21 protein-coding genes and 1 pseudogene are annotated in these 22157 nt (G+C 74.2%); 19 read left to right on the top strand and 3 right to left on the bottom strand.

All coding sequences use genetic code 11. The features are described from left to right. From AB0C69_RS16385 to AB0C69_RS16395, 3 genes and pseudogenes are all read left to right on the top strand, one after another. A pseudogene (locus tag AB0C69_RS16385) lies at positions 1-252 on the top strand (hypothetical protein); the annotation flags it as partial. Positions 253-325: 73 nt separating this feature from the next. After that, positions 326-1519: an ATP-binding protein gene (locus AB0C69_RS16390; protein WP_345171610.1), complete on the top strand. Its 1194-nt coding sequence runs from the start codon at positions 326-328 to the stop codon at positions 1517-1519. 328 nt (positions 1520-1847) lie between these two features. Further along, on the top strand, positions 1848-2084 hold the full coding sequence (locus AB0C69_RS16395; RefSeq protein WP_360354122.1) for a hypothetical protein: 237 nt from the start codon (positions 1848-1850) through the stop codon (positions 2082-2084). Positions 2085-2118: 34 nt separating this feature from the next. Here AB0C69_RS16395 and AB0C69_RS16400 read toward each other — a convergent pair whose 3' ends face one another. Further along, positions 2119-2937, bottom strand: a complete 819-nt coding sequence (locus tag AB0C69_RS16400) for a MauE/DoxX family redox-associated membrane protein (RefSeq protein WP_345171605.1) — start codon at positions 2935-2937, stop codon at positions 2119-2121. Beyond that, on the bottom strand, positions 2931-3887 hold the full coding sequence (locus AB0C69_RS16405) for a hypothetical protein (protein ID WP_360354125.1): 957 nt from the start codon (positions 3885-3887) through the stop codon (positions 2931-2933). Before AB0C69_RS16405 ends, AB0C69_RS16400 begins: the two co-directional genes overlap by 7 nt. 263 nt (positions 3888-4150) lie before the next feature. Between AB0C69_RS16405 and AB0C69_RS16410 the strand changes: the two genes are divergently transcribed. The 3 genes from AB0C69_RS16410 (at position 4151) to AB0C69_RS16420 (ending at position 8131) form a co-directional block, all read left to right on the top strand. Continuing rightward, positions 4151-4630, top strand: a complete 480-nt coding sequence (locus tag AB0C69_RS16410; RefSeq protein WP_360354127.1) for a SigE family RNA polymerase sigma factor — start codon at positions 4151-4153, stop codon at positions 4628-4630. An 82-nt stretch (positions 4631-4712) separates the two neighbouring features. Then, the gene (locus tag AB0C69_RS16415; protein ID WP_353833003.1) at positions 4713-6323 is read left to right on the top strand and encodes a long-chain-fatty-acid--CoA ligase; all 1611 of its coding nucleotides are present in this window, start codon (positions 4713-4715) and stop codon (positions 6321-6323) included. Positions 6324-6526: 203 nt separating this feature from the next. Continuing rightward, entirely contained in the window at positions 6527-8131 is a 1605-nt protein-coding gene (locus tag AB0C69_RS16420; protein WP_360354129.1) for a sigma-70 family RNA polymerase sigma factor, read from the top strand. A gap of 4 nt (positions 8132-8135) precedes the next feature. On the opposite strand, the gene AB0C69_RS16425 is transcribed toward AB0C69_RS16420, so the two are convergent. After that, positions 8136-8906: a MerR family transcriptional regulator gene (locus tag AB0C69_RS16425; RefSeq protein WP_345171595.1), complete on the bottom strand. Its 771-nt coding sequence runs from the start codon at positions 8904-8906 to the stop codon at positions 8136-8138. An 88-nt stretch (positions 8907-8994) separates the two neighbouring features. Between AB0C69_RS16425 and AB0C69_RS16430 the strand changes: the two genes are divergently transcribed. From AB0C69_RS16430 to AB0C69_RS16490, 13 genes are all read left to right on the top strand, one after another. Beyond that, positions 8995-9987: an adenylate/guanylate cyclase domain-containing protein gene (locus AB0C69_RS16430; RefSeq protein WP_345171593.1), complete on the top strand. Its 993-nt coding sequence runs from the start codon at positions 8995-8997 to the stop codon at positions 9985-9987. A 188-nt stretch (positions 9988-10175) separates the two neighbouring features. Beyond that, entirely contained in the window at positions 10176-11738 is a 1563-nt protein-coding gene (locus AB0C69_RS16435; protein WP_360354132.1) for an amidohydrolase family protein, read from the top strand. 70 nt (positions 11739-11808) lie between these two features. Beyond that, positions 11809-12861 carry an ABC transporter substrate-binding protein gene (locus AB0C69_RS16440; RefSeq protein ID WP_345171588.1) on the top strand — a complete coding sequence of 351 codons (1053 nt, stop codon included), beginning with the start codon at positions 11809-11811 and terminating at the stop codon, positions 12859-12861. A 2-nt stretch (positions 12862-12863) separates the two neighbouring features. Next, complete coding sequence (locus AB0C69_RS16445; protein ID WP_360354135.1) at positions 12864-14474, top strand: sugar ABC transporter ATP-binding protein; 1611 nt, start codon at positions 12864-12866, stop codon at positions 14472-14474. Next, complete coding sequence (locus tag AB0C69_RS16450; protein WP_345171584.1) at positions 14467-15411, top strand: ABC transporter permease; 945 nt, start codon at positions 14467-14469, stop codon at positions 15409-15411. The genes AB0C69_RS16445 and AB0C69_RS16450 overlap by 8 nt, the downstream gene beginning before the upstream one ends. Further along, positions 15411-16376 carry an ABC transporter permease gene (locus AB0C69_RS16455; RefSeq protein WP_360354138.1) on the top strand — a complete coding sequence of 322 codons (966 nt, stop codon included), beginning with the start codon at positions 15411-15413 and terminating at the stop codon, positions 16374-16376. Before AB0C69_RS16450 ends, AB0C69_RS16455 begins: the two co-directional genes overlap by 1 nt. Further along, a complete protein-coding gene (locus tag AB0C69_RS16460; protein WP_360354140.1) occupies positions 16376-17515 on the top strand; it encodes a M20 family metallopeptidase in 1140 nt (379 codons plus the stop codon). The genes AB0C69_RS16455 and AB0C69_RS16460 overlap by 1 nt, the downstream gene beginning before the upstream one ends. Then, entirely contained in the window at positions 17512-18255 is a 744-nt protein-coding gene (locus AB0C69_RS16465) for an MBL fold metallo-hydrolase (RefSeq protein ID WP_345171578.1), read from the top strand. The genes AB0C69_RS16460 and AB0C69_RS16465 overlap by 4 nt, the downstream gene beginning before the upstream one ends. After that, the gene (locus AB0C69_RS16470) at positions 18252-19094 is read left to right on the top strand and encodes an IclR family transcriptional regulator (RefSeq protein WP_345171576.1); all 843 of its coding nucleotides are present in this window, start codon (positions 18252-18254) and stop codon (positions 19092-19094) included. The genes AB0C69_RS16465 and AB0C69_RS16470 overlap by 4 nt, the downstream gene beginning before the upstream one ends. Further along, positions 19091-20305, top strand: coding sequence for an alanine racemase (locus AB0C69_RS16475; RefSeq protein WP_353832997.1), 1215 nt, complete (start codon positions 19091-19093; stop codon positions 20303-20305). Before AB0C69_RS16470 ends, AB0C69_RS16475 begins: the two co-directional genes overlap by 4 nt. Positions 20306-20331: 26 nt before the next feature. Further along, positions 20332-20997: a bifunctional 4-hydroxy-2-oxoglutarate aldolase/2-dehydro-3-deoxy-phosphogluconate aldolase gene (locus tag AB0C69_RS16480; protein WP_360354143.1), complete on the top strand. Its 666-nt coding sequence runs from the start codon at positions 20332-20334 to the stop codon at positions 20995-20997. Next, on the top strand, positions 20994-21944 hold the full coding sequence (locus AB0C69_RS16485; protein ID WP_360354145.1) for a sugar kinase: 951 nt from the start codon (positions 20994-20996) through the stop codon (positions 21942-21944). Before AB0C69_RS16480 ends, AB0C69_RS16485 begins: the two co-directional genes overlap by 4 nt. A gap of 10 nt (positions 21945-21954) precedes the next feature. Then, positions 21955-22157: Rid family hydrolase (locus tag AB0C69_RS16490; RefSeq protein ID WP_360354147.1), on the top strand; the 203-nt coding region annotated here is incomplete at its 3' end.

Raw genomic sequence — 22157 nt, forward strand, 5'->3', positions numbered from 1 at the left:
GGCCCGTGCGGCAGCTACACCGACTGGTGGAACCGCGGCGGCGGCGGCGCCCCGAAGTGGGAGACCTTCCACCTCGCCGAGCTGCGGCAGATCCTTCCACGGGACGAGGGCGACGGCATGCGCTACTGTGTTCGAATGGTCGAACAGAAGTTCGACCGCCCTGTTCGATCGCGCTCGCCCGGGAGGCGACATGGTGGCGACCATGGCCACACGGGGGCCCGACGGCTCCGCGCGCTGCGGGCGGCGGCGTGACCACGCGACACGCCGCGGCGTTCTCTACGCAAATCTACGGCCGCAGCTATATCGCCTCATAGAGTCCGAGAGCGTGGACCCCGTGCGGAATCCCTATGCCCCCGGCGCCGGGCAGCGCCCGCCCGAGCTGGCCGGCCGCGACCGCGAGCTCCGGCAGTTCGAGGTGGTGCTCGAACGCGTGGCCCGCGGCCGCCCCGAGCGCAGCATGATCGTCACCGGGCTGCGCGGGGTGGGCAAGACCGTGCTGCTCAACGCCTTCCGGTCGCAGGCGATCCAGCGGCTGTGGGGGACGGGGAAGATCGAGGCCCGGCCCGACCAGTCGATCCGCCGCCCGGTGGCGTCCGCGCTGCACCGGGCCGTCCGGGAGCTGGCGCCCCGGCACCGCGCGCCCGACCGCATCGAGGAGTTCCTCGGCGTGCTCAAGGCGTTCGCGCAGGCGGGCCCCGAGCCGTCCGGCAAGGCCAAGGCCCGGGCGCACCGCTGGCAGCCCGGCATCGACGTGCCCGCCGCGCGCGGCCGCGCCGACTCCGGCGACCTGGAGATCGACCTCACCGAGCTGTTCGTGGACGCCGCCTCCGTCGCGACCGACGTCGGCGTCGGCATCGCCCTGTTCGTCGACGAGATGCAGGACATCCCCGCCGACGACGTGTCCGCGCTGTGCGCCGCGTGCCACGAGCTGTCGCAGGTCGGCGGACCGCTGATCGTGGTGGGCGCGGGCCTGCCGCACCTGCCCGCCGTCCTGTCGGCGAGCAAGTCCTACTCCGAGCGGCTCTTCCGGTACGCCCGCATCGACCGGCTCGACCGCGAGTCGGCCGACGTCGCGCTGCTGGCCCCCGCCGAGCGCGAGGACGTCACCTTCACCCCGGAGGCCCTCGACGCGCTGTACGGCGCGGCCGACGGCTACCCCTACTTCGTCCAGGCGTACGCCAAGGTCGTCTGGGACGTCGCCCCCGACAGCCCCATCACCGTCGACGACATCAAGGTCGCCGCGCCCGAGGCGGAGAGCGAGCTCGCCGTCGGCTTCTTCGGCAGCCGCTACGAGCGCGCCACCCCCGCCGAGCGCGACTACATGCGCGCCATGGCCATGCTCGGCGACGACCCGGTGCCCACCGCGTCGGTCGCCGACGAGCTGGGCCGCAAACCGTCCAGCCTGTCGCCCGCGCGCGACGGGCTCATCAAGAAGGGCCTCATCTACAGCGCCGAACGCGGCATGGTCGCGTTCACCGTCCCGCATTTCGGCAAGTTCCTCCGCTCCCAGCCCGCCTGACCTATCCGCCTATCCGGCTCTCTAGTGCTGACGCTAGAGAGCGGTAGAAGGCCGCATCGAGCCGGCTTGCCGGACGAATATCCGGCTCTCTAGCGACAGAGGTAGAGAGCCGTAGATTTCGCTCGTCCTCCCTCTGGCTTTTTCTAACCCTTTCTAGATCTCCCCTTATAGAGCGCTAGAGAGTTGCAGAGAGGCGATCGGGCGCCGCCCCGGCGATGCGGGCGGGGCCGGTCGACCGGCCCCGCCCGCATGTTGTCGTGCCAGGTCAGCGGGGTAGGAGATCAACTGGCGACCCGCGGCGGGCATCTGGGCGATGCCAGGGGAAGACATGGAAGTGCGACGCCGGCCCGACGGATACGAGACCGACGAGGAACTCTCGGGGGAGGACGACATAGCGGCCTCGATCCTCGGCTACGACGAGTCGGCGATGCGCCAGGACCAGGGCGGCCGCCCGCCGGAGATCGGGTCGGAGAACCGGTACATGGTCCGGCTGCGCGCGGCGCTGCACGCCCGCACCCGGCGCCTCCTCTACCGGCGCTCGCGCGGGGGCGCCCAGCAGTTCTGACGGCGTCCCGGCGGCCCAGGGGCCGTCCCGGCGGCTATCCGGCGCAATCGGCGGGCGCCACCACCGCCGACCGGACGGCCCGGTCCCGCTCCGACGTCGACACCGCGAACACGATCTCCACGTCGCGCTCGCTCAGGCGTCCGGGGAAGGCCACGAACCGCCAGCAGCCCTCCCGCCACACGTCCAGCGGCACGGCGCTCCTGATCGCGTTCTCGTGCTCGGCCCACGCCGGGCTCTCGTACAGCCTCGCGTACGTCTCCGGCATCGGGCTGCGGCGCCGCTCGCACGGGACGGCGGCGCGCGGCAGCCGGTGCCGCCCGGCCAGCTCCGCCAGCTCGGGGGACAGCGCCACGAACAGCGCGACCTCGACCGCGAACATGAGCCCCACCTGCGCGGGGACGTCCCGCAGCACGTCCACGCCCGCGTGCGGCGCGCCGAGCGAGACGACGGCCGCACAGGTGAACAGCATCGCCCGCAGCACGCTGCGCCGGTCCACCTTCTTGGCGCTGAGCGCGCCGAAACAGCCGCACCCCGCGTCGGGCCGGTGCACCCGCAGCTCCCCGACCACCCAGGTCGCGGCGGCGAACGCCACGGTCGTGGCGAGCCGCACCGACAGGTGCGAGGTCACCAGCAGCGCGAGTCCGAGCAGGCCCTCGCCGATGCCGAGCCCGACCGTCATGCCGCGGCTGCGGCGCAGCGCCGACAGCCGCGCGAGCCTGGCCGGCACCGGGACGCCGTGGACGTGGTCGGGCGCGCCCGCCGCCCGCTCCCGGATCGTCAGCTTCGCCAGGCACGCCACCAGCAGCACCGACGCCAGCAGCAGGACCTGCGTGTTCTGGATCGCCGTCACCATGGCCCCTCCATCCCCCCCGGCGCGTCCGGCCGGACGGTCGCGTTGAAGCAGCCGGCCGCCAGGTCGCCGCCGAGCCCGGCGAAGGCGGCCGGGGTCAGCTCGACGATCCGCCCTCGCGGCGACGCGTCGCACTCCACGCACCGGTCGCAGAACCGGGCCGCCGTGCAGCCGCACTCGATCACCGGGACCGCCGCCGCCCGCCCCCCGCACTCGTTGCGCACGGTGATCTCGCTGCCGATCGACAGGTACGGCATCGGCGCGCATCCGGACGGGGCGTCCGCGCAGCCCCCGGCGTTCCCCTCGGAGTCGACCGCCGGGTAGGACGCCCCGTCCCGCCACTCCCCCTCCACGCCGCCGAACCAGGTGGCCGTCCCGCGCAGTTCCCGCGGCACCGGCGCGGCCACCGCCGGCGCGGCGAGGTCGGCCACCCGGTATCCGGGCTGCGACGTGCCCGGGCGCACCGCCTGCGGGCCGCCGGGGGACCCCACGCAGACCACGTCGAGCAGGTAGCCGGGCTCCAGGCGCGGATGCCGGACCAGCACCGGGCCGAGGACGGACGGCGGGATGACCACGTGGGCGCGCCCGCGGTGCGGCCCCATGTCCACCTCCACGGCGCCGCGTCCGCACGCGAGGATCGTCCCGCTGACCCGGCCGATGTCGACCCAGATCCGCTCGGCGCGGCCGCCGCCCGCGCGCCGGACGACCACGGACCGGCCCGGCCGGAGCGCGGCGGGGCCCCCGCGCCCGCCGTGCCAGATCGCGGTGTCCTCGCTCATCGGGATGCGGGTCTCGGCGCCCCGCGCCGCGGCCTCGGCCACCACCAGCAGGTGCGGGCTCGCGTCCAGGACGATCCCGCTGATCGCACGCGCGCGCCGGTCGGCCTCCGGGGCCTCGGGAGCCGCGAACAGCGCCCGGCGGTGCGCCGCCCGGCGGAGGTGGGTCGTCGGCATCGCGGCACTCCGGCATCGATCGTCGTGACGTACGGCGAGAGCTGTTAGGACAGTGAGTCAAGAGTCACGCGCCGTGACCTCGCTGTCGACGGATTTGTCGCGATAAGTCAACGGCCGGAGGAACTTTGATCTACCTCGGTGGAAAAATATAAACTGGTTGACCCGGAAATATTGTTCCAGTAGGCCCGTAATTACGCCGCGCATGCGATCGTCGTCGTACCGGGAGTCGGTGCGGCTCCCCAGCCCCTGGTCCGGTGGTGGGTGTGAGCGCGACGCGGCACGAGGAGTTCCGCGCATACGTGGTGGAACGCGGCCCCGTCCTGCTCCGGGCCGCCACCCAGCTCACCAGCGACCGCACCGAGGCCGAGGACCTCCTCCAGGCCGCCCTCGCCAAGACCTACCTCGCCTGGGACCGCATCGAGGACCGCTCCGCCCTGGACGGCTACGTCCGCCGCGCCATGGTCAACACCCAGATCTCCTGGTGGCGCCGCCGCAAGCTGGACGTCTACCCCACCGACCAGCTCCCCGAGCGCCCGGTGGAGGACCACACCGACCGCAGCGAGATGCGCGACGCCCTGGGCCGCGCCCTCGCCCGCCTCCCCGAACGCCAGCGCCTGGCCGTGATGCTCCGCTACTACGAGGACATGTCCGAACGGGAGATCGCCGAAGTCCTGGGCGTCAGCGTCGGCACGGTCAAGTCCACCGTCTCCCGAGCCATGACCCGCCTCCGCGAGCTGTACTAGGGGCTCGCCAGGGGAGGGGGACGCTGGCAGAATCCGGTTCTAGAGCCGCTGCGAGCGCTGGAGGCTTGCCGTGTGGAGCACGATGCAGGACTTTCCGCTGACCATTACGACGATCATGCGCTGCGGGGCCGGGGTCTTCGGGGAGGCCGAGGTCTCCACGTGGACGGGCGACGGGACGCGGCGCCGCACGTACGCGGAGGTGGGCGAGCGCGCCGCGCGGCTGGCGGGGGCGCTGCGGGGACTCGGCGTGGACGGGGACCAGCGGGTCGCCACGTTCCTGTGGAACAACGCCGAGCACCTGGAGGCGTACCTGGCGGTGCCGTCGATGGGCGCCGTGCTGCACACGCTCAACCTGCGGCTGTTCCCCGACCAGCTCGTCTACATCGCGAACCACGCCGAGGACCGGGTCGTCATCGTGGACGCGTCGCTGATCCCGCTGCTCGCGCCGGTGCTGGCGCGGTTCGAGACCGTCCGGCACGTGGTGGTGGTCGGGGACGGCGACACCGCGCCGCTGGAGGGCGCCGGCAAGGAACTGCACGGCTACGAGGAGCTGCTCGCGGCGGCGCCGGCGACATTCGCGTGGCCGGAGATCGACGAGCGGTCGGCCGCCGCGATGTGCTACACGAGCGGGACGACGGGCCACCCGAAGGGCGTCGTCTACTCGCACCGGTCGGCGTACCTGCACTCGATGTCGACGTGCACGGGGAACGCGATGGGGCTGAGCGCGTCCGACGTGGTCCTGCCGGTGGTGCCGATGTTCCACGCGAACGCCTGGGGGCTGCCCTACGCGGCGGTGATGGCGGGCGCGCCGCTGGTCATGCCGGACCGGTTCCTGCAGGCGGAGCCGCTCGTCCGGCTCATCGAGGCCGAGCGGCCGACGGTCGCGGGCGCGGTGCCGACCATCTGGTCGGACGTGCTGCGGTACGCGAAGGAGCACGGGTCGGACCTGACCTCCCTGCGGCTCGTGCCGTGCGGCGGGTCGGCGGTGCCGGAGTCGCTGATGCGGGGGTTCGAGGAGATCGGCGTCCGGATCGTGCAGGCGTGGGGGATGACGGAGACCTCGCCGGTCGCGTCGGTCGCGCACCCGCCGCCCGGGGCGGCGGGCGAGGACGCGTGGCGGGCGCGGGTGAGCCAGGGGCGCGTTCTCGCGGGGCTGGAGATGCGGATCGTGGGGGACGGCGACGCGGTGCTGCCCAGCGACGGGGAGGCCGTGGGGGAGGTCGAGATCCGCGGTCCGTGGATCACCGGCGCCTACCACCTGGACGAGGACCCCGGCAGGTTCCACGACGGCTGGCTGCGCACCGGGGACGTCGGGACGCTGTCGCCGGACGGGTACCTCGTCCTCACCGACCGGGCGAAGGACGTCATCAAGTCGGGCGGGGAGTGGATCTCGTCGGTGGAGCTGGAGAACCACCTCATGGCCCACCCGGACGTCGTGGAGGCGGCCGTGGTCGGCGTGCCCGACGACCGCTGGCAGGAGCGCCCGCTCGCATCCGTCGTCGTGCGGGACGGGGCCGCGGTCACGCCGGCGGAACTGCGCGAGTTCCTCGCCGGCCGGGTCGCCGGATGGCAGGTTCCCGAGCGCTGGGCTTTCATCACCGAGGTCCCGAAGACCAGCGTGGGCAAGTTCGATAAAAAAGTGCTTCGGCGGCGCTACGCGGACGGTGATCTGGAGGTGCGCCGCGCTGATTGACACCGCATTGATTACTGGATTCTGACGCCGAGTCACAGATCGGGTGGTCACTCAGAGACGCGGCCAATCACCCGGGGTCACGTTGGTGGTGATTTCAGTCGATCAAGTGGTGCGGGCGGGGTTCGGGGGTGTATGCAAGGTGGGCCGAATGTCCGGATGGCCCCCATGGGGGCAACTTCCACACTCCGCTGCCGGGAGCGTGAATGCCCAGGTTGTCGACCTCCGCCCCCACAGCCGACCGCAAGCTCGTCAAGGGACTGAACGAGGGTGACGAGGCGGCCCTGGCCGCGCTCTACGACGAGTACGGTGAGCGCCTTTACGATTACGCGCTGTCCATGTCAGGGGACGGGAAAGCGGCCGCCGACATCGTCCACGACGCTTTCATCGACGCCTGCCGCCGCGCTCCGCGAATGCGCGACCACCTGTATCTGAGTTCCTGGCTGTACGGCGCGGCGCGGCGCCGCTGCATCCGCCGCGGCCGCCCCAGGGTGCTGTTCTGGGACCGGGACGGCGAGTTCTCCGACGCGCCGTTCCTGGACCGTGTTGAGGCCGGCGACCCGGCGCCGGCCCGGCCGCGCTCGGACGAGCTGCACGACCTTCTGCGCGCGTGCCTGTCCCGGCTGGAGCCCGTCGACCAGGAGGTGATGCTCCTGACGGACCGGCACGGCCTGCGCCCGGCCCGCCTCGGGGCGACGCTCGGCCTGTCGGCGCGGCGGGCCGCGGCGCGGGTGCGCAGGGCGCGCGCCGAGCTCGACGCCGCCCTGCGGCGGGAGATCGACCGCGCGGGACGGGAATGCGCGGCCGCCGCGGGCGCGGCCGAGGAGTCCCGGTCCGCGGCGATCCCCGTCCTGGCGGCGCGGGCGCCGGACCGCCGGGAGGAGGCCCCTCCGCCGGAGCCGGTCCGGGGGCCGTGGTGGCGGTTCCGCCGTCGCGGCGAGGTCTCCCCGGTCGATCCCGCGACCGCGTCGCACGCCGCCGGCTGCGAGGACTGCCGTGCCCGGTCCCGGGTGACCGCGGCCGAACTGCTGGGGCGGGCGCCCGCGCCGGTGCTGCCCGCGGCGCTGCGGCACCGCGTCATGCACACCGCGACGGACCCCGAGCTGGCGGGCTACCGCGCCGACATCGCGGCGCGCGGCGGGACGCTGACCCCGTCCGGCCTGCCGAGCCAGCCGGACGTGCCGTCGCCGTTCACGCGCCGGTGGCTGTTCACCGGGGGCGGCATGGTGGGCGCGCTGGTCGCGGCCCTCGCCGCCGCGCTCGTGATGGGCCCGGGGATCGGCGGGGGGACGCTGTCGTGGCCGCCGTTCCGCACGCATCCGGCGCCGTCGATCACGCACGAGAGGCCGGAGGGCCAGGGGCACGGCGGGAAGGCTCCGCAGGGGCCCGGCGGGGGCGCGCAGGCCCGCCCCGGCCAGCCGCCGCCCGAACCGCAGACCCACGAGAAGAGCCAGGAGAGCCCGGAGGGCCCGCGGCCGACGCCGCAGCACCCGGCGCCGCCGTCCCCGTCGCCCGCGCCGCCGGGCGTCCTCGTGGTGAACCCCGCCAAGGTCGAGATGTACGGGACGAAGACCGCCCAGGTCAGCCTCGCGGCGAAGAGCGGCCCGGTGTCGTGGACGGCGATGACGTCCTCGAACCAGCTGATCCTGTCGCAGATGCAGGGCGGCATGCCCGAGGACGGCACGATGCGTCTGACGGTCACGCTGCGGACGGCGCTCATCGGCCTGCCGGGGCAGGGCACGCTGACCTTCACCGACTCCGAGGGCGCGCCGCACGAGGTGAAGGTCGTCTGGGGCGCGACGCTGCTGTAGCGGCTCAGCCGCCGGGGGCGGGGCGCTCCCCGAGATGGCTTCTGATCATTTCGAGGTGGTCGCCGAGCGCCGCCTGGACGCGGGCCTCCATGGCCCGGGCGATGAACGGGTCGACGACCATCTTCACCAGCGGGCGCATCCGGCGGACGACGGCGGCGACCTCGCCCACCTCGTCGCCGTCCGGGACGGGCTGGCGCTCCAGCCGGGAGAACACGTGCTCCTGGACGAGGTTCACGAACCGACCGGCGATCACGTCGCAGTCGGCGCGGATCTGCCCGGCGATGTCCAGGACGGACTCCAGCGGGATGCCGGCGGCGACGAGTTCGGCGCCGACGTGCAGCAGCCGCGGGCTCGGCACCCGGTACTTGTCCCCGTCCGGTTCGATCAGGCCGAGCTCGACCGTCCGCTCCAGGGTGCGGGCGACCTGGTCGTCGTCCAGGCCGGAGCCGAACTTCGCCACGAGCTCCTCGTAGGTGGCGGTGCCGGGGATCTCGTCCGACCACGGGTCGGTGAGGACCTTCTCCAGCCCGAGCACCTCGGCGACGTCCTTGCCGGTCTCCCAGGCGCCGATCAGGTCCTTGATGATCGCGAAGGTGTAGCCCCGGGCCAGCAGCTTGCCGATCAGCCGCAGCCGCGCCAGGTGCGTGTCGTCGTACATGCCGACGCGGCCTTCGAGGCGGGGCGGCGGCAGCAGGCCGCGGTCCTGGTAGGCGCGGATGTTGCGCACCGTGCTGCCCGCCAGCCGCGCCAGCTCGTCGATTCGGTACTCGGCCATGCCCCGTCCGCCGGCTCGTGTCGTCTGACCGCCGTGATCTTACCCGTACCTCATTGTTACATCGATCGATGGCACATAGGGTTGCCGCATGGCGGACGACATCGAGGAAACCCTCCTCGGCGGCCCCCTGCGCTACACGCGCAGGGAGGTCGAGGCCCGGGCGGGCGTCTCGGACGACTTCGCGCGGCGCATCTGGCAGGCGCTCGGCTTCCCCGTCCCGCCGGACGACGAGGTCGCCTTCACCGACGGCGACGTGGCCGCGCTCGTCGAGATCCGCGAGGTGCTGTCCCACGAGCTGGTGGACGAGGAGACGGTGCTCCAGCTCGTCCGCGCGGTCGGCCAGACGATGGGGCGGCTGGCCAGCTGGCTCGGCGACGTGTGGCTCCAGCGCCTGGGCGCGCTGCCGTCCGACGAGCCGGTGACGTCCGACCTGGTCACCGCGGCCCTGGTCGCCACCGAGGAGCTGCGGCCCTCGTTCGAGCGGCTGCTGCTGCACGGCTGGCGCCGCCAGCTCACCGCCGCCGGGATGCGCGCCGCCGCGTCCACCGCCGCCGCGCGGGCCGACCCCGCCGCGGGCGTCGCGCTCCTCGCGGTCGGGTTCGCCGACGTCGTGTCGTTCACCCGGCTGAGCCGCAGCCTCGACGGCGACGCCCTGGCCGGCTTCGTCGAGCGTTTCGAGTGGGACGTCACGCACATCGTCGCCGAGTGCGGGGGCCGCGTGGTCAAGACGCTCGGCGACGAGGTCCTGTTCGTCGCGCCCGCCGCCGGTCCCGCCGCGGAGATCGGGCTGCGCGTCGCGGAGCGGTTCAACGAGGACCCCGACTTCCCCAAGGTCCGCGTCGGTCTCGCCTACGGCGAGGTCATCCAGCGGCTGGGCGACGTGTTCGGCACGCCCGTCAACATGGCCGCGCGCCTGACGTCCACCGCCTACCCGGGGACGGTCCTGGCCGACGCCGCCCTGGTCTCGGCGCTGCCGTCCGGGCCCTGCGAAGCCTCCGGTCTGCGTCCGCGCCCGCTGCAGGGGCTGGGCCGCGTGCGGCCGTTCCTGCTGCGCCGTCCCAAGGCGAGCCGCTCGACCTAGGCGGCCCACGCTCCCCCCTTGACCGGCGCCGAACCCTCCGGCTTCGGGTAACGTCGCAGGTCAACGGGTGGTTGTGCAATGCAAAATCATGTGTTGCAAATATGGTGCCGCGCTTGGTGCGCCCCATAACCTCCACGACTACCGGCACTGAAGCCCGGTTACGTGCTCGTTGGGGTGAATGAGGTCCAATGTACGATCTGCTGGTTCGCGGGGGGACGGTGCTGGACGGCACCGGGGCCCCGGGGCGCCGCGCGGACGTGGCCGTCACCGCGGGCCGGATCGCCGCGGTCGGCGTCCTCGACGGCGCGCGGGCGTCGGCCGAGATCGACGCGACCGGCCGGTACGTCATGCCGGGCTTCATCGACACCCACGTCCACGGCGACGCGGCCGTGTTCGACCCCGAGGTGCAGCTCGCCGCGCTGCGGCAGGGCGTCACCACGTTCGTCCTCGGCCAGGACGGCGTCTCCTACGCGCCGGCCGGCGCCGAGACGCTCCGCTACGTGAGCCGCTACTTCGCGCCGGTCAACGGCACGCACCCCGGTCTGGACGGCGGACCGGTGACCGTCGCGGAACTGCTCGCCTCCTACGACCGGCGCACCCCGCTCAACACCGTCTACCTGCTGCCGCACGGCACGATCCGGCACGGCGTGATGGGGACCGCCCGGCGGGCTCCGGAGCCCGGCGAGCTGGCGGCCATGCGGGCCCAGGTCGAGCGCGGGCTCTCCGAGGGCGCGGCCGGGCTGTCCACCGGGCTGGAGTACGTGCCCGGGGCCTACGCCGCCACCACCGAGATCGCCGCGCTGTGCGCGCCGGTCGGCGCGGCCGGGCTCCCCTACGTCACGCACATGCGCGGGTACGAGTCCGCCGCCGGCGCGGCGATGGCGGAGGTGCTGGAGATCGCGCGGGCCGGACGCGTCGCCCCGCACGTCTCGCACTACCACGGCCCCGGCGACGAGCTGGTCGGGCTCGTGGACGGCGCCCGCGCCGAGGGCATCGACCTGACCTTCGACAACTACCCCTACCTGCGGGGGTCCAGCACGCTGACGCTCGTCACGCTGCCGGACTGGCTCCCCATCGCCGACCTGGACGCCACGCTCGGCGCGCTCGCCGACCCGTCCGTCCGGGAGAGGCTGGAGCGCGACTGGTTCGCGCACCGGCCCGAGGTGTGGCCCCGCATCACGCTCTCGCACGTCCCCGCCGACGCGTTCCGGTGGGCGGAGGGCATGAGCCTGCCGGACGCGGCCGAGCGGGCCGGTTCGGGCCCCGGGGCGTTCTGCTGCGACCTGCTCGTCGCGACCCGGCTGGAGGCCGGATGCGTGTTCGGGCAGCCGCCGACCAACAGCGAGGAGTCGGTGCGGGCGCTGCTGCGGCACCCCGCCCAGACCACCGGATCGGACGCCATCTACCAGGGCGGGCACCCGCACCCGCGCGGGTGGGGCGCCTTCGCCCGGCTGCTCGGCCGGCACGTCCGCGAGCTCGGCGACTGGACGTGGGAGCAGGCCGCCGTGCACCTGGCCGGACGGGCCGCCGACCGGTTCCGGCTCGCCGACCGGGGCCGCGTCGAGACCGGGCGCGCCGCCGACCTCGCCGTGGTCGACCCGTCCGCCGTCACCGACCTCGCCACCTACGAAAGACCCAGGGTGCCCGCCGAGGGCGTCGAGCACGTCGTGGTCAACGGCGTCCCCGTCCTGTCCGGAGGCGTCCTCGCCGAGACCGCGAGACCGCCGGGGCGGGCCCTCACCCCCGCCTGATCCGCCAGAGCCACCCCCCGCCCAGTTCGCCGAGGCCCGTCCGGGCCCGGACCTTCACAAGGAGTCCCTCATGATCGGTAGGTTCACGCGCGCCGCCGTGGCCGTCACGGCGCTGGGCACGCTGGCCGCCACCGCCGCGTGCGGCGTCGATTCCGGCGACGGCGGGTCGTCCGCCTCCGCCGGGAAGTCCAAGGCCCTCAAGGTGGGCTGGTCCACGATCTACCTGACCCCGTCGTGGATGCAGCAGACCGACAAGATGCTGAAGGACGACGTCGCCCAGCTGAAGAAGGACGGCAAGGTCGCCGACTACCAGGTCTTCAACGCCAACGGCGACACCTCCCAGCAGATCGCCCAGATCCGGGCGATGATCCAGCAGAAGTACGACGTGATCCTCGTGGACGCCGGGTCGTCCACCGCGCTGAACCCGGCGCTGGAGCAGGCCGCGAACGCCGGTATCACGGTCGCCAACTTCGACAGCCTGGTCACCTCCGACAAGGTCGTGCGCGTCGGCACGGACCAGAAGGAGTGGGGCCGGATGATGGGCCGGTGGCTCGGCGAGAAGCTGGGCGGCAAGGGCAAGATCATCGCGTTCAACGGCCCGGCCGGGGTCGCGGTCAGCGAGGAGCGCTGGCAGGGCGCCCAGGAGGGCCTCAAGCAGTACCCGGGCGTCAAGGTCGTCTCCAACGTGCACAGCGAGTACAATCTCGCGCCGGCCGCGCAGGCGTTCGCCTCCGCCTACTCCGCCAACCCCGACATCGACGGCGTGTTCTCGCAGGGCGGCGCGCTGTCGGCCGCCGCGCTCCAGACCCTCGTCAAGCAGAAGAAGAAGCTCGTCCCGATCACCGGCGAGAACTACAACGGGTTCCTCAAGCTCTGGAAGGACAACAAGGCCGGCGGGTTCTCCTCGCTGTCCACCGCCCAGCCGAACTACCTCGGCGTGATCGCGCTGCGCGCGGCGGTCGCCAAGGCCGGCGGCGCGACGGTGCCGAACCAGATCACGGTCCCGCTGCCCAAGATCACGGACGAGAACCTGGACGAGTACGTCAAGGCCGACCAGCCCGACGACTCCTACCCGATCCAGACGCTGCCGCAGTCCGAGATCGACAAGCTGATCGGCAAGTAGCCATGACACTCCTGGCCGTCGAGCGGGTCTCCAAGTCCTTCGCGGGCAACCGCGTGCTGAACGAGGTGAGCTTCGACGTCCGCGCCGGTGAGGTCCTCGCCCTGGTGGGCGAGAACGGCGCGGGCAAGAGCACCGTGCTCTCGCTGGTCACGGGTCTGCTGTCGCCCGACTCCGGACGCGTGGTCTTCGACGGCGCGCCGGCCGGCGACTGGTCCCCGCACCGCGCGCGGGCCGCGGGGATCGGCTCGGTGCACCAGGAGCTCAGCCTCAACCCGCACCAGACCGTCGCCGAGAACGTGTTCCTCGGCCAGTGGCCGGCGCGGCGCGGGCTCGTCCTGCGCCGCGACCTGGCCCGGCGCGCCCGGCCGCTGCTGGAGCGGGTCGGCCTGCACGCCGACCCGCTGACCCGGGCGGGACGCCTCCCGCTCGGCCAGCAGCAGCTCGTCGAGCTGGCCAAGGCGCTCGCCTCGTCCCCGCGCCTGCTGATCCTGGACGAGGCGACGTCCGCCCTGGACGACGACCAGGTGGCCTGCGTGTTCAAGGTCGTGGACGAGCTGCGCGCCGCCGGCTCGTCGGTGATCATGGTCAGCCACCGGATGGGCGAGCTGTTCGCCGTCGCCGACCGGCTGACCGTGCTCAAGGACGGCGAGGTCATGGCCACCCGCGAGCGCGCCGAGACGGACCACGACGACATCGTGCACCTGATGATCGGCCGGGAGCTGTCCGACCTGTTCCCGCCGAAGGCCGGGGCGGGGACCGCCGCCCCGGCGGCCGGCGACGCCGCGGCCGTCCCCTCCGAGCGGGAGATCGCCGCGGAGAGGACCGCGGCCGAGGACTCCGCGGGGGACGCGACCCCGGTCCCCGCGGGCGAGCCGGTGCTGAGCGTGCGGGGGCTGACCGTCCCCGGCGCCTGCGCCGGCGTCGACCTCGACCTCGAACCCGGCCGGATCATCGGCCTCGGCGGCCTCCAGGGGCAGGGGCAGCGCGCGGTGCTGCGCGCCCTGTTCGGGCTCGTCCGGCACACCGGCCGGGTCGACCTGGACGGGCGCCCCGCGCGCCTGGCGTCCCCGCGCGAGGCGATCCGCCGCCGCATCGCCTACGTCCCGGAGGACCGCAAGGTCGAGGGCCTGCACGTCGCGCAGACCGTCCGGGCGAACCTGTCTCTCACCAACCTCGGCGTCGTGACGCCCGGCCGCCGGCTCACCACCGTCGACCGCCGCGCCGAGGACCGGCTCGTCGCCGACCTCGTCGAACGGATGCGGATCAAGGTGACGGGCCCGGAGCAGGAGGCGCGCCGGCTGTCGGGCGGCAACCAGCAGAAGGTCGCGCTGGCCCGCTGGCTGCCCTCGGAGCCGCGGGTGCTGCTGCTGGCCGAGCCGACGCGCGGCATCGACGTCGGCACCAAGCGCGAGATCTACCACCTGCTCCGCCGGCTGGCCGACAGCGGCGTGGCGGTCCTCGTCACCTCGGGAGACACCATGGAACTCGTCGGCCTGTGCGACGAGGTCGCCGTCATGTACGAGGGCGCGGTCGTGGACCGGCTCTCCGGCGGCGACCTCACCGAGGAGCGGCTCGTCCGCGCCTCCGTCACCGGGACGGTGGCGCATGCCTGACCGCCTCTCCGCCGCGCTGCGCGGCAACCTGGACGTGACGGGCCTCGGCGCGCTGCTGGTCGTGCTGCTGGCCGTCTACAGCCACTACGACTCGCAGGTGTTCACCCCCGCGTCGATCACGATCCTGTCGGCGCAGTTCCTGCCGCTGATCCTGGCGGCGATGGGGCAGAGCACCGTCATGCTGGCCGGCGGCATCGACCTGTCGCTCGGCGCGGTGCTGTCGCTGGCGATGGCGGTGTTCGCCGTCCGCGCCGAGGACGGCGTGCTGGTCGCCGCGGGCCTGGCCCTTGCCGCCGCCGCCGCGACCGGCGCCGCGAACGGCGTGCTCGTCGCCTACGCCGGGCTGCCGCCGATCATCGTGACGCTGGCGGCGTCGTTCCTGTGGGGCGGCGTCACGCTCGTGGTCCTCCCCCAGCCCGGCGGGAGCGTCCCGTCCGGCCTGGTCAAGGCGTACAACAACGGCTGGAACGGCCTCGCGCTGCCGTTCGTGGCGCTCGCCCTGGTGCTGCTGCTCTGGAAGCTCGTGCGGACGACCCGCTTCGGCCTGTCGCTGTACGCGGTCGGCGGCAACGAGCACGGCGCCTACGCCAGCGGCATCGGCACCCGCAAGGTGAAGATCTCGGCCTACGCGCTCGCGGGCGTCTTCGTCGGCCTCGCGGGCATCGGCCTCGCGATCCAGACCGGCTCCGGGGACGCCACGATCGGCGCCCCGTACACGCTCAACTCGATCGCCGCGTCGGTGCTCGCCGGGGTCAGCTTCTTCGGCGGGGTCGGGCAGATGCGCGCGACCGTGCTGGCCGCGCTGCTCATCGGCCTGCTGACCAACCTGCTGCTGTTCACCGGCCTCTCGCCGTTCTACCAGCTGATCATGCAGGGCGCGGTGCTGATCGTGGCGATCGCCGTCAAGACCTTCGCGACCAGAGAGAGGACGGACTGATGGCCGCGCTTTCGCGCACCGCGGGCGCCCGCGGGCCGGTGGCGGCGCTGCGGGACAACCGCGCCGCCTGGGCGTTCGGCGTGCTGCTCGTGACCTGGCTCGCCGCGATCCTGTTCGCCAAGGGGTTCGACAGCGTCTCCAGCGTCCGCTACCTGGTGCAGACGGCCGCGTTCCTCGGCATCGTCGCCGTCGGCCAGACCCTCGTGATCATGATGAGCGGCATCGACCTGTCGGTGTCGGGCGTCGTCGCGCTGTCGGCGGTGGTGTGCGCGCAGGTCGCGTCCGGCTCGGGCGGGCCCGCGGGCGTCGCCGTCGCGCTCGCCGCGAGCCTGCTGGTCGGGCTCGCCAACGCCGCCGGGGTGACCTGGCTGCGGGTGCCGCCGATGGTGATGACGCTGGCCACCGGAACGATCGTCGCCGGTGCGCTGCTGGTCTACACGAACGGGTCGCCGAAGTCGGCGAGGGTGCCGATGCTGGCGTCCCTCGCCAACGACCGCGTCGCGGGCGTCCCGCTCGCGTTCGTCCTGTGGCTCGGCATCACCGCCGTCGCCGCGTGGCTGCTGCACGCCTCCCGCGCCGGGCGGTGGGTCTTCGCGCTCGGCAACGGGGAGCGCGCGTCGCGCGCGTCCGGCGTGCCGCTCGCCCGCACCGCGTTCATCGCCTACGGCGCGTGCGCGCTGCTCGCTGGGGTGTCGGGGCTGGTGCTGCTCGGGTTCACCTCCACCAGCTCCCTCACCATGGGCAACCCGTACCAGCTCCTGTCGATCGCGTCGGTCGTGCTCGGCGGGACGTCCATCCTCGGGGGGCGCGGGCACGTCCTCGGCACGGTCGCGGGCGCGCTGCTGCTGACGCTGCTGACCGCGCTGCTGGCGGCGTGGAACGTCTCGGAGGGCGTCCGGCAGATCGTCCTCGGCCTGCTGATCATCGCGCTGCTGCTCGCCTACGCGCGGGAACGGCGGTCCTGATGACGCGCTCGGGGGAGCTGCTCAAGGCGATGGTCGGGATCGCCAGCGTCAATCCGCGCGCCGGGTCCGGACCCGGGTTCGGGGAGGCCGCGGTCGCCGGGTACGTGCGCGGTTGGCTCGAAGCGCGCGGCGTGAAGGCGGAGCTCCGGGAGGTGCTGCCGGGACGTCCCAACGTCGTCGCGACCGTGCCGGGACGCGATCCCCGCATGGTGCTGCTGGAGTCGCACCTCGACACCGTCGAGACCACCGGGATGACCGTCGACCCGTTCGCCGGGACGATCCGGGACGGCCGCCTCTACGGCCGCGGCGCCTGCGACGCCAAGGGCCCGCTCGCGGCGTTCATGCTGGCGGCGGCCGAGCTGGCGGCCGGCGACCCGCCGCCGTTCGGGGTCGTCCTCGCCGGGGTCGTGGACGAGGAGCACGCCTACCGGGGCGTCCTCGGCCTGATCTCCGACCTCGGGGACGCGCCGATCGCCGGCGCCGTCGTGGGGGAGCCGACCGGGCTCGTCCCCGCCACCGCGCACAAGGGCTGCGTCCGCTACACCGTCCGCGCGCTCGGGACGGCCGGGCACAGCTCCCGGCCGGACGAGGCCGTCAACGCGGTGGCCCTCATGACCCGCGTGATCGACCACATCGGCGCGGCGGCGCCGGACGTCCCGCCGCACCCGCTGCTCGGGACGGCGACCCGCTGCGTCACCCGGATCCGGGGCGGCGAGGGCCCGAACACCGTGCCGGGCCGCTGCGAGATCGACGTCGACCGCCGCACCCTGCCCGGCGAGGACCCTCTCGACGTGTGGCGCCGCGACCGCGCCGAGCTCGCCGCGCTCATCCCGGGCCGCATCGAGGTCGACGAGCCGTTCACCGTCGACTACGCCCTCGACACGCCCGCCTCCAGCCCGGTCCCGGCCGCTCTCCGCCGCGCCCTCGAAGCGGCGGGACGTCCCGCGGCCGTCCAGGGCATGCCGTTCGGGACCGACGCCAGCAAGCTCGCCCGCGCCGGCATCCCCTCCGTCGTCTTCGGCCCCGGCTCCATCGCCGACGCCCACTCCGCGGACGAGTCGGTCGCGCTGGCGGACGTGGACCTCGCCGCCCGGATCGTCGCCGGCACCGTCCGCTCGCTCGGCGGGGGCCGGTCATGAGGCTGACGCAGCACGTCGAACTCGTCGGCAGCGGCGCCGCGGGGTTCGACCTCACCGACCCGCTCGACTGCCACGTCTACCTCGTGCGGGGGTCGCAGGGCGCGGCGCTGGTCGACGCGGGCGCCGGGGTGTCCGCCGGGCTTTTCGCCCGGCGGATGCTCGCGGCGGCCGGGCCGACGGGGGAGCGGCACCTGCTGCTCACCCACGGGCACGCCGACCACGCGGGCGGGGCCGCGGGGCTGGCGCGCGGCGTGGAGGGGCTCGCCGTTCGCGCGGGGGCACCGGCGAGCGACTGGATCGCCTCGGGCGACGAGCGGAAGCTCAGCGTCGACCGCGGCAAGGCCGCCGGGGTCTACCCGGACGGCTACACGTTCCCGGCGTGCCCGCAGGTCCGGCCCATCGCGGACGGCGAGCGCGTCGACCTCGGCGGAGGCGTCGCCCTCCAGGCCGTCGCCACCCCCGGGCACGCCGACGGGCACACCTGCTACCTGCTCGACGCGCCCGAGGGCCGCGCGCTGTTCTCGGGGGACTGCGTCTTCACCGGCGGGCGGATCTCGCTGCAGAACCTGCACGACTCCCGCGTCCCCGACTACGCCGCCAGCCTGGAGCGGCTCGCCGGGCTGGAGGTCGACATGCTGCTGCCGGGCCACCACGAGATCTCGCTCGCCCGCGCCGGGCGGCACCTGCGCGCCGCGCGGGACGTCCTGCGCCGGGGCCTGCTTCCGGGGAGCACCACATGACGACCGACCAGGCGAAACCGAGGAACCAGTCGTCGTCGCTGCGGCGCGCGCTCGCCGTCCTCGACCACGTCCGCGACCACGCCGACGCGCGCGGGGTGTCGCTGACCCGCATCGCCGACGACCTCGGCATCAGCAAGAGCACCGTGCTGCGGCTCGCGCAGCCGCTCATCGACGGCGACCTGCTCACCCGCGACCGCGAGACCGGCTGGTTCCGGCTCGGGCACGGCGCGCTGCGGCTCGGCCAGGCGTACCTGTCGACGCTCGACATGCGGTCCGTCGCCGCCGACCCGCTGCGCCGCCTCCAGCACCTCGTGGGGGAGACGTGCCACCTGGTCGTCTACGAGGCCCCCGACGTCGTCTACATCGACAAGGTGGAGAACGAGCACAACGTCCGGATGGCGTCCCGCGTCGGGCTGCGGATGCCCGCCTACCGGACGGCCGTCGGCAAGGCCATCCTCGCCTGGCTCGGCGAGGACGACTTCCAGACGGTCGTCGCGGCCGGGATGCCGGCGCGCACCGAACGGACGATCACCGACCCGGCGCGGCTGGCCGCCGAGCTGGAGCGGGTGCGGCTTTCCGGGTACGCCGTGGACGACCGGGAGAACGAGCCCGAGGTCCGCTGCGTCGCCGCGCCGATCTTCGACCACACCGACCGGGCCGTGGGGGCGCTCAGCGTGTCCGGGCTGACGTCCCGGATGACGCCGGCGCGGGTCCGGGAGGTCGGTCCGATGGTCGAGCGTGCGGGCCTGGAGATCTCCCGCGTGCTGGGCTCGTCCCGGCCGTCCCGCCGCCGCCCCGACAGAACGCGCCACGACCCGCACGAAGGGAACCAGCCGTGAGCCTCACCATTCCCGGCGAGCACGTCGACTGGCGGACCAAGGGCCTCTGGCTGCCCGGTCCGCCCGTCCCCCTGGAGGAGTTCGCCGCCGCGCGGCACCCGCTGTTCGGCGGCCCGTTCACCTGGCCGCTGATGGTGGCGCGGCGGTCGGCGCTGGACCACAACATCGCGGCGCTCGCCGCGTTCTGCCGTGAGCACGGGCTCGCGTTCGCGCCGCACGGCAAGACGTCCATGGCGCCGACGCTGTTCCAGGCCCAGCTGGACGCGGGCGCCTGGGGCATCACCGCCGCGACCGCCAACCAGGTGCTCGCCTACCGGACGTTCGGCGTCCCCCGCATCCTGCTGGCCAACGAGCTGCTCGACCCGACCGCGCTGCGCTGGCTCGGCGGCGAGGTCGACCGCGGCATGGAGTTCCTGCTGTACGCCGACTCCGCCGAGGGCGTCGCGGCGATCTCCGCGGCGGCCGGTGAGCGCCCGTTCCGGGTGCTCGTCGAGCTCGGGCACCCGAACGGCCGCACGGGCTGCCGCACCGTGGAGGAGCTGGCCGCCGTCGCCCGCGCCGTCGCCGGCGCCCCCGGCACCGAACTCGCCGGCGTCGCCGGGTACGAGGGCGGGCTGCCGGACGTCGCGGCGGCCGGCGCCTACCTCGGCGCGCTGCGCGACGCGACGGTCGAGCTGTCCCCGCTGCTCCCCCGCGACGTCGTCGTCACCGCGGGCGGCAGCGCCTACTTCGACCAGGTCGCCGAGAGGCTCGCGGGCGACTGGCTGCCCGGCCACGACCTCACCGTGGTGCTGCGCAGCGGCGCCTACGTCTCCCACGACGACGGCATCTACACCGAGCGGACGCCGTTCACCCGCGTCCCCGGCTCGCTGGACGCCGCGCTGGAGATCTGGGCGCAGGTCACGTCCGTCCCGGAGCCCGGTCTCGCGATCGCCGGGATGGGCAAGCGGGAGGCGCCCTACGACGCGGGCCTGCCCGTCCCGCTGCGGATCCGCAGGCCGGACGGGACGATCGCCCCGGCGGACGGCATGCGCGTCACCGACACCAACGACCACCACGCCTACGTCGCGACGGGGGACGCCTCCGTGCGCCCGGGCGACCTGATCTGCTTCGGCATCTCCCACCCGTGCACGGCCTTCGACAAATGGCAGGTCATCCCCGTCGTGGACGACGACCACACGGTGGTCGACCTGATCCGCACGTACTTCTGAACCGGTACCTCCGAGAAGGGAACCCCATGATCCCCCGCCTGGCGCCGGGACCCGCGCTGACCGCCACCGGCGTGGTCGCGGTCGTGCGCGGCCGCCGCGCCGACCGCGTCGCCGACGTCCTGGACGCGCTGGTCGCCGCAGGCGTCCGCTGCCTGGAGGTCACCCTCAACACCCCGGGCGCGCTGGACGGCCTGCGCGCGACCCGCGACCGGCTGCCCGCGGGCGTCGAGGTCGGCGCCGGAACGGTCCGCACCCGCGCGGAGGCGGAGGCCGCGGCGGACGCCGGCGCGTCCTTCCTCGTCGCCCCCGACACCCGCGCGGAGGTCGCCGAGGCGGCCCGCGACCGGGGCCTGCGCTACTACCCGGGCGCCCTCACTCCGAACGAGGTCGCCCGCGCCTGGGACCTCGGCGCCACCGCCGTGAAGATCTTCCCGGCGAACGCGTTCGGGCCGCGCTACCTGCGCGACCTCGCCGAGCCGTTCCGCGACGTGCGGCTGCTGCCGACGGGCGGCATCGGCCCGGACACCGCCGCCGGCTACATCGCGGCCGGGGCGGTCGCGGTCGGCGCCGGGGGCTCCCTCATCGGCGACGCCCTCGACGGCGGCTCCCTCACCGCCCTGGCCGACCGGGCGCGGGCGCTGCTCGCCGCGGTGGCCCCGGGGCGGCGCGCCTCGGAGGAGGCCCCCCGATGAGCCCCGACCTCGTCACGTTCGGCGAGACCATGGCGCGGCTGGAGAACCCCGCCGTCGGGCCGATGCGGCACGCCCGCTCGCTCGACCTCGGCATCGGCGGCGCCGAGTCGAACACGGCGATCGGGCTGGCGCGGCTCGGCGGCAGCGCGGCCTGGTTCGGCCGCGTCGGCGACGACGAGTTCGGCCGGCTGATCACCACGGCGCTGGCCGGGGAGGGCGTCCGGCTCGACCACACGGTGGTGGACGGGACCGCGCCCACCGCGCTGCTGTTCAAGGAGCGCCGCTCGGGCACGCTCACCCGCGTCCAGTACTACCGGACGGGCAGCGCGGGCTCCCGGCTCCGCCCGTCCGACGTCCCGCACGACCTGATCCGGACCGCGCGCGTCCTGCACGTCACCGGCATCACCGCCGCCATCAGCGACACCGCCCGCCAGGCCCTGGACGACGCCGTCGAGACCGCGCGGAACGCCGGCGTCCCCGTCTCCCTCGACCTCAACTACCGGTCGGCGCTGTGGACGCCCGCCGAGGCGGGGGAACGCCTGCACCCCCTGGTCAAGCGCGCCGACCTGGTGTTCGCGACCGAGCAGGAGGCCCGCCTCGTCGTGTCCGGCGACGACCCGGCCGCGCTCGCCACCGCCCTGGCGGCGCTCGGCCCCCGCGACGTCCTCGTCAAGCGGGGCGCGGCCGGGGCGGTCGCGTTCTGCGAGGGGCGGCTGCACGTCCAGCCCGCCCACCGGGTCCCGGTCGTGGACCCGGTCGGCGCCGGGGACGCGTTCGCCGCCGGCTACCTCGCCGAGTTCGTCCGCGGCCTGCCCGTCGCCGCCCGCCTGGCCACCGCCACGGCCGCGGGCGCCTACGCCGTCACCGTCCGCGGCGACTGGGAGGGCCTCCCCAGCCGCACCGATTTGGAACTCTTGAAGACCGCGGAAAACGACGTCACCCGATAAGGAGACAGATATGAGCAAGCGCGAGATTCGCAGCGCGGACTCCGCCCCGCCCGTCGGCACCTACTCGCAGGGGCTCGTGGTCGGCGACTTCGTGTACACGTCCGGGATGGGGCCGCTCGACCCGAAGACCGGCGAGATCGTCGGCACGGACGTCGCCACGCAGACCCGGCAGACCCTCGCCAACCTGGCCGCGATCCTGGCCGAGCACGGCCT

The organism is Actinomadura sp. NPDC048032 (assembly GCF_040653175.1).
Taxonomy (GTDB): Bacteria; Actinomycetota; Actinomycetes; order Streptosporangiales; family Streptosporangiaceae; genus Spirillospora; species Spirillospora verrucosospora.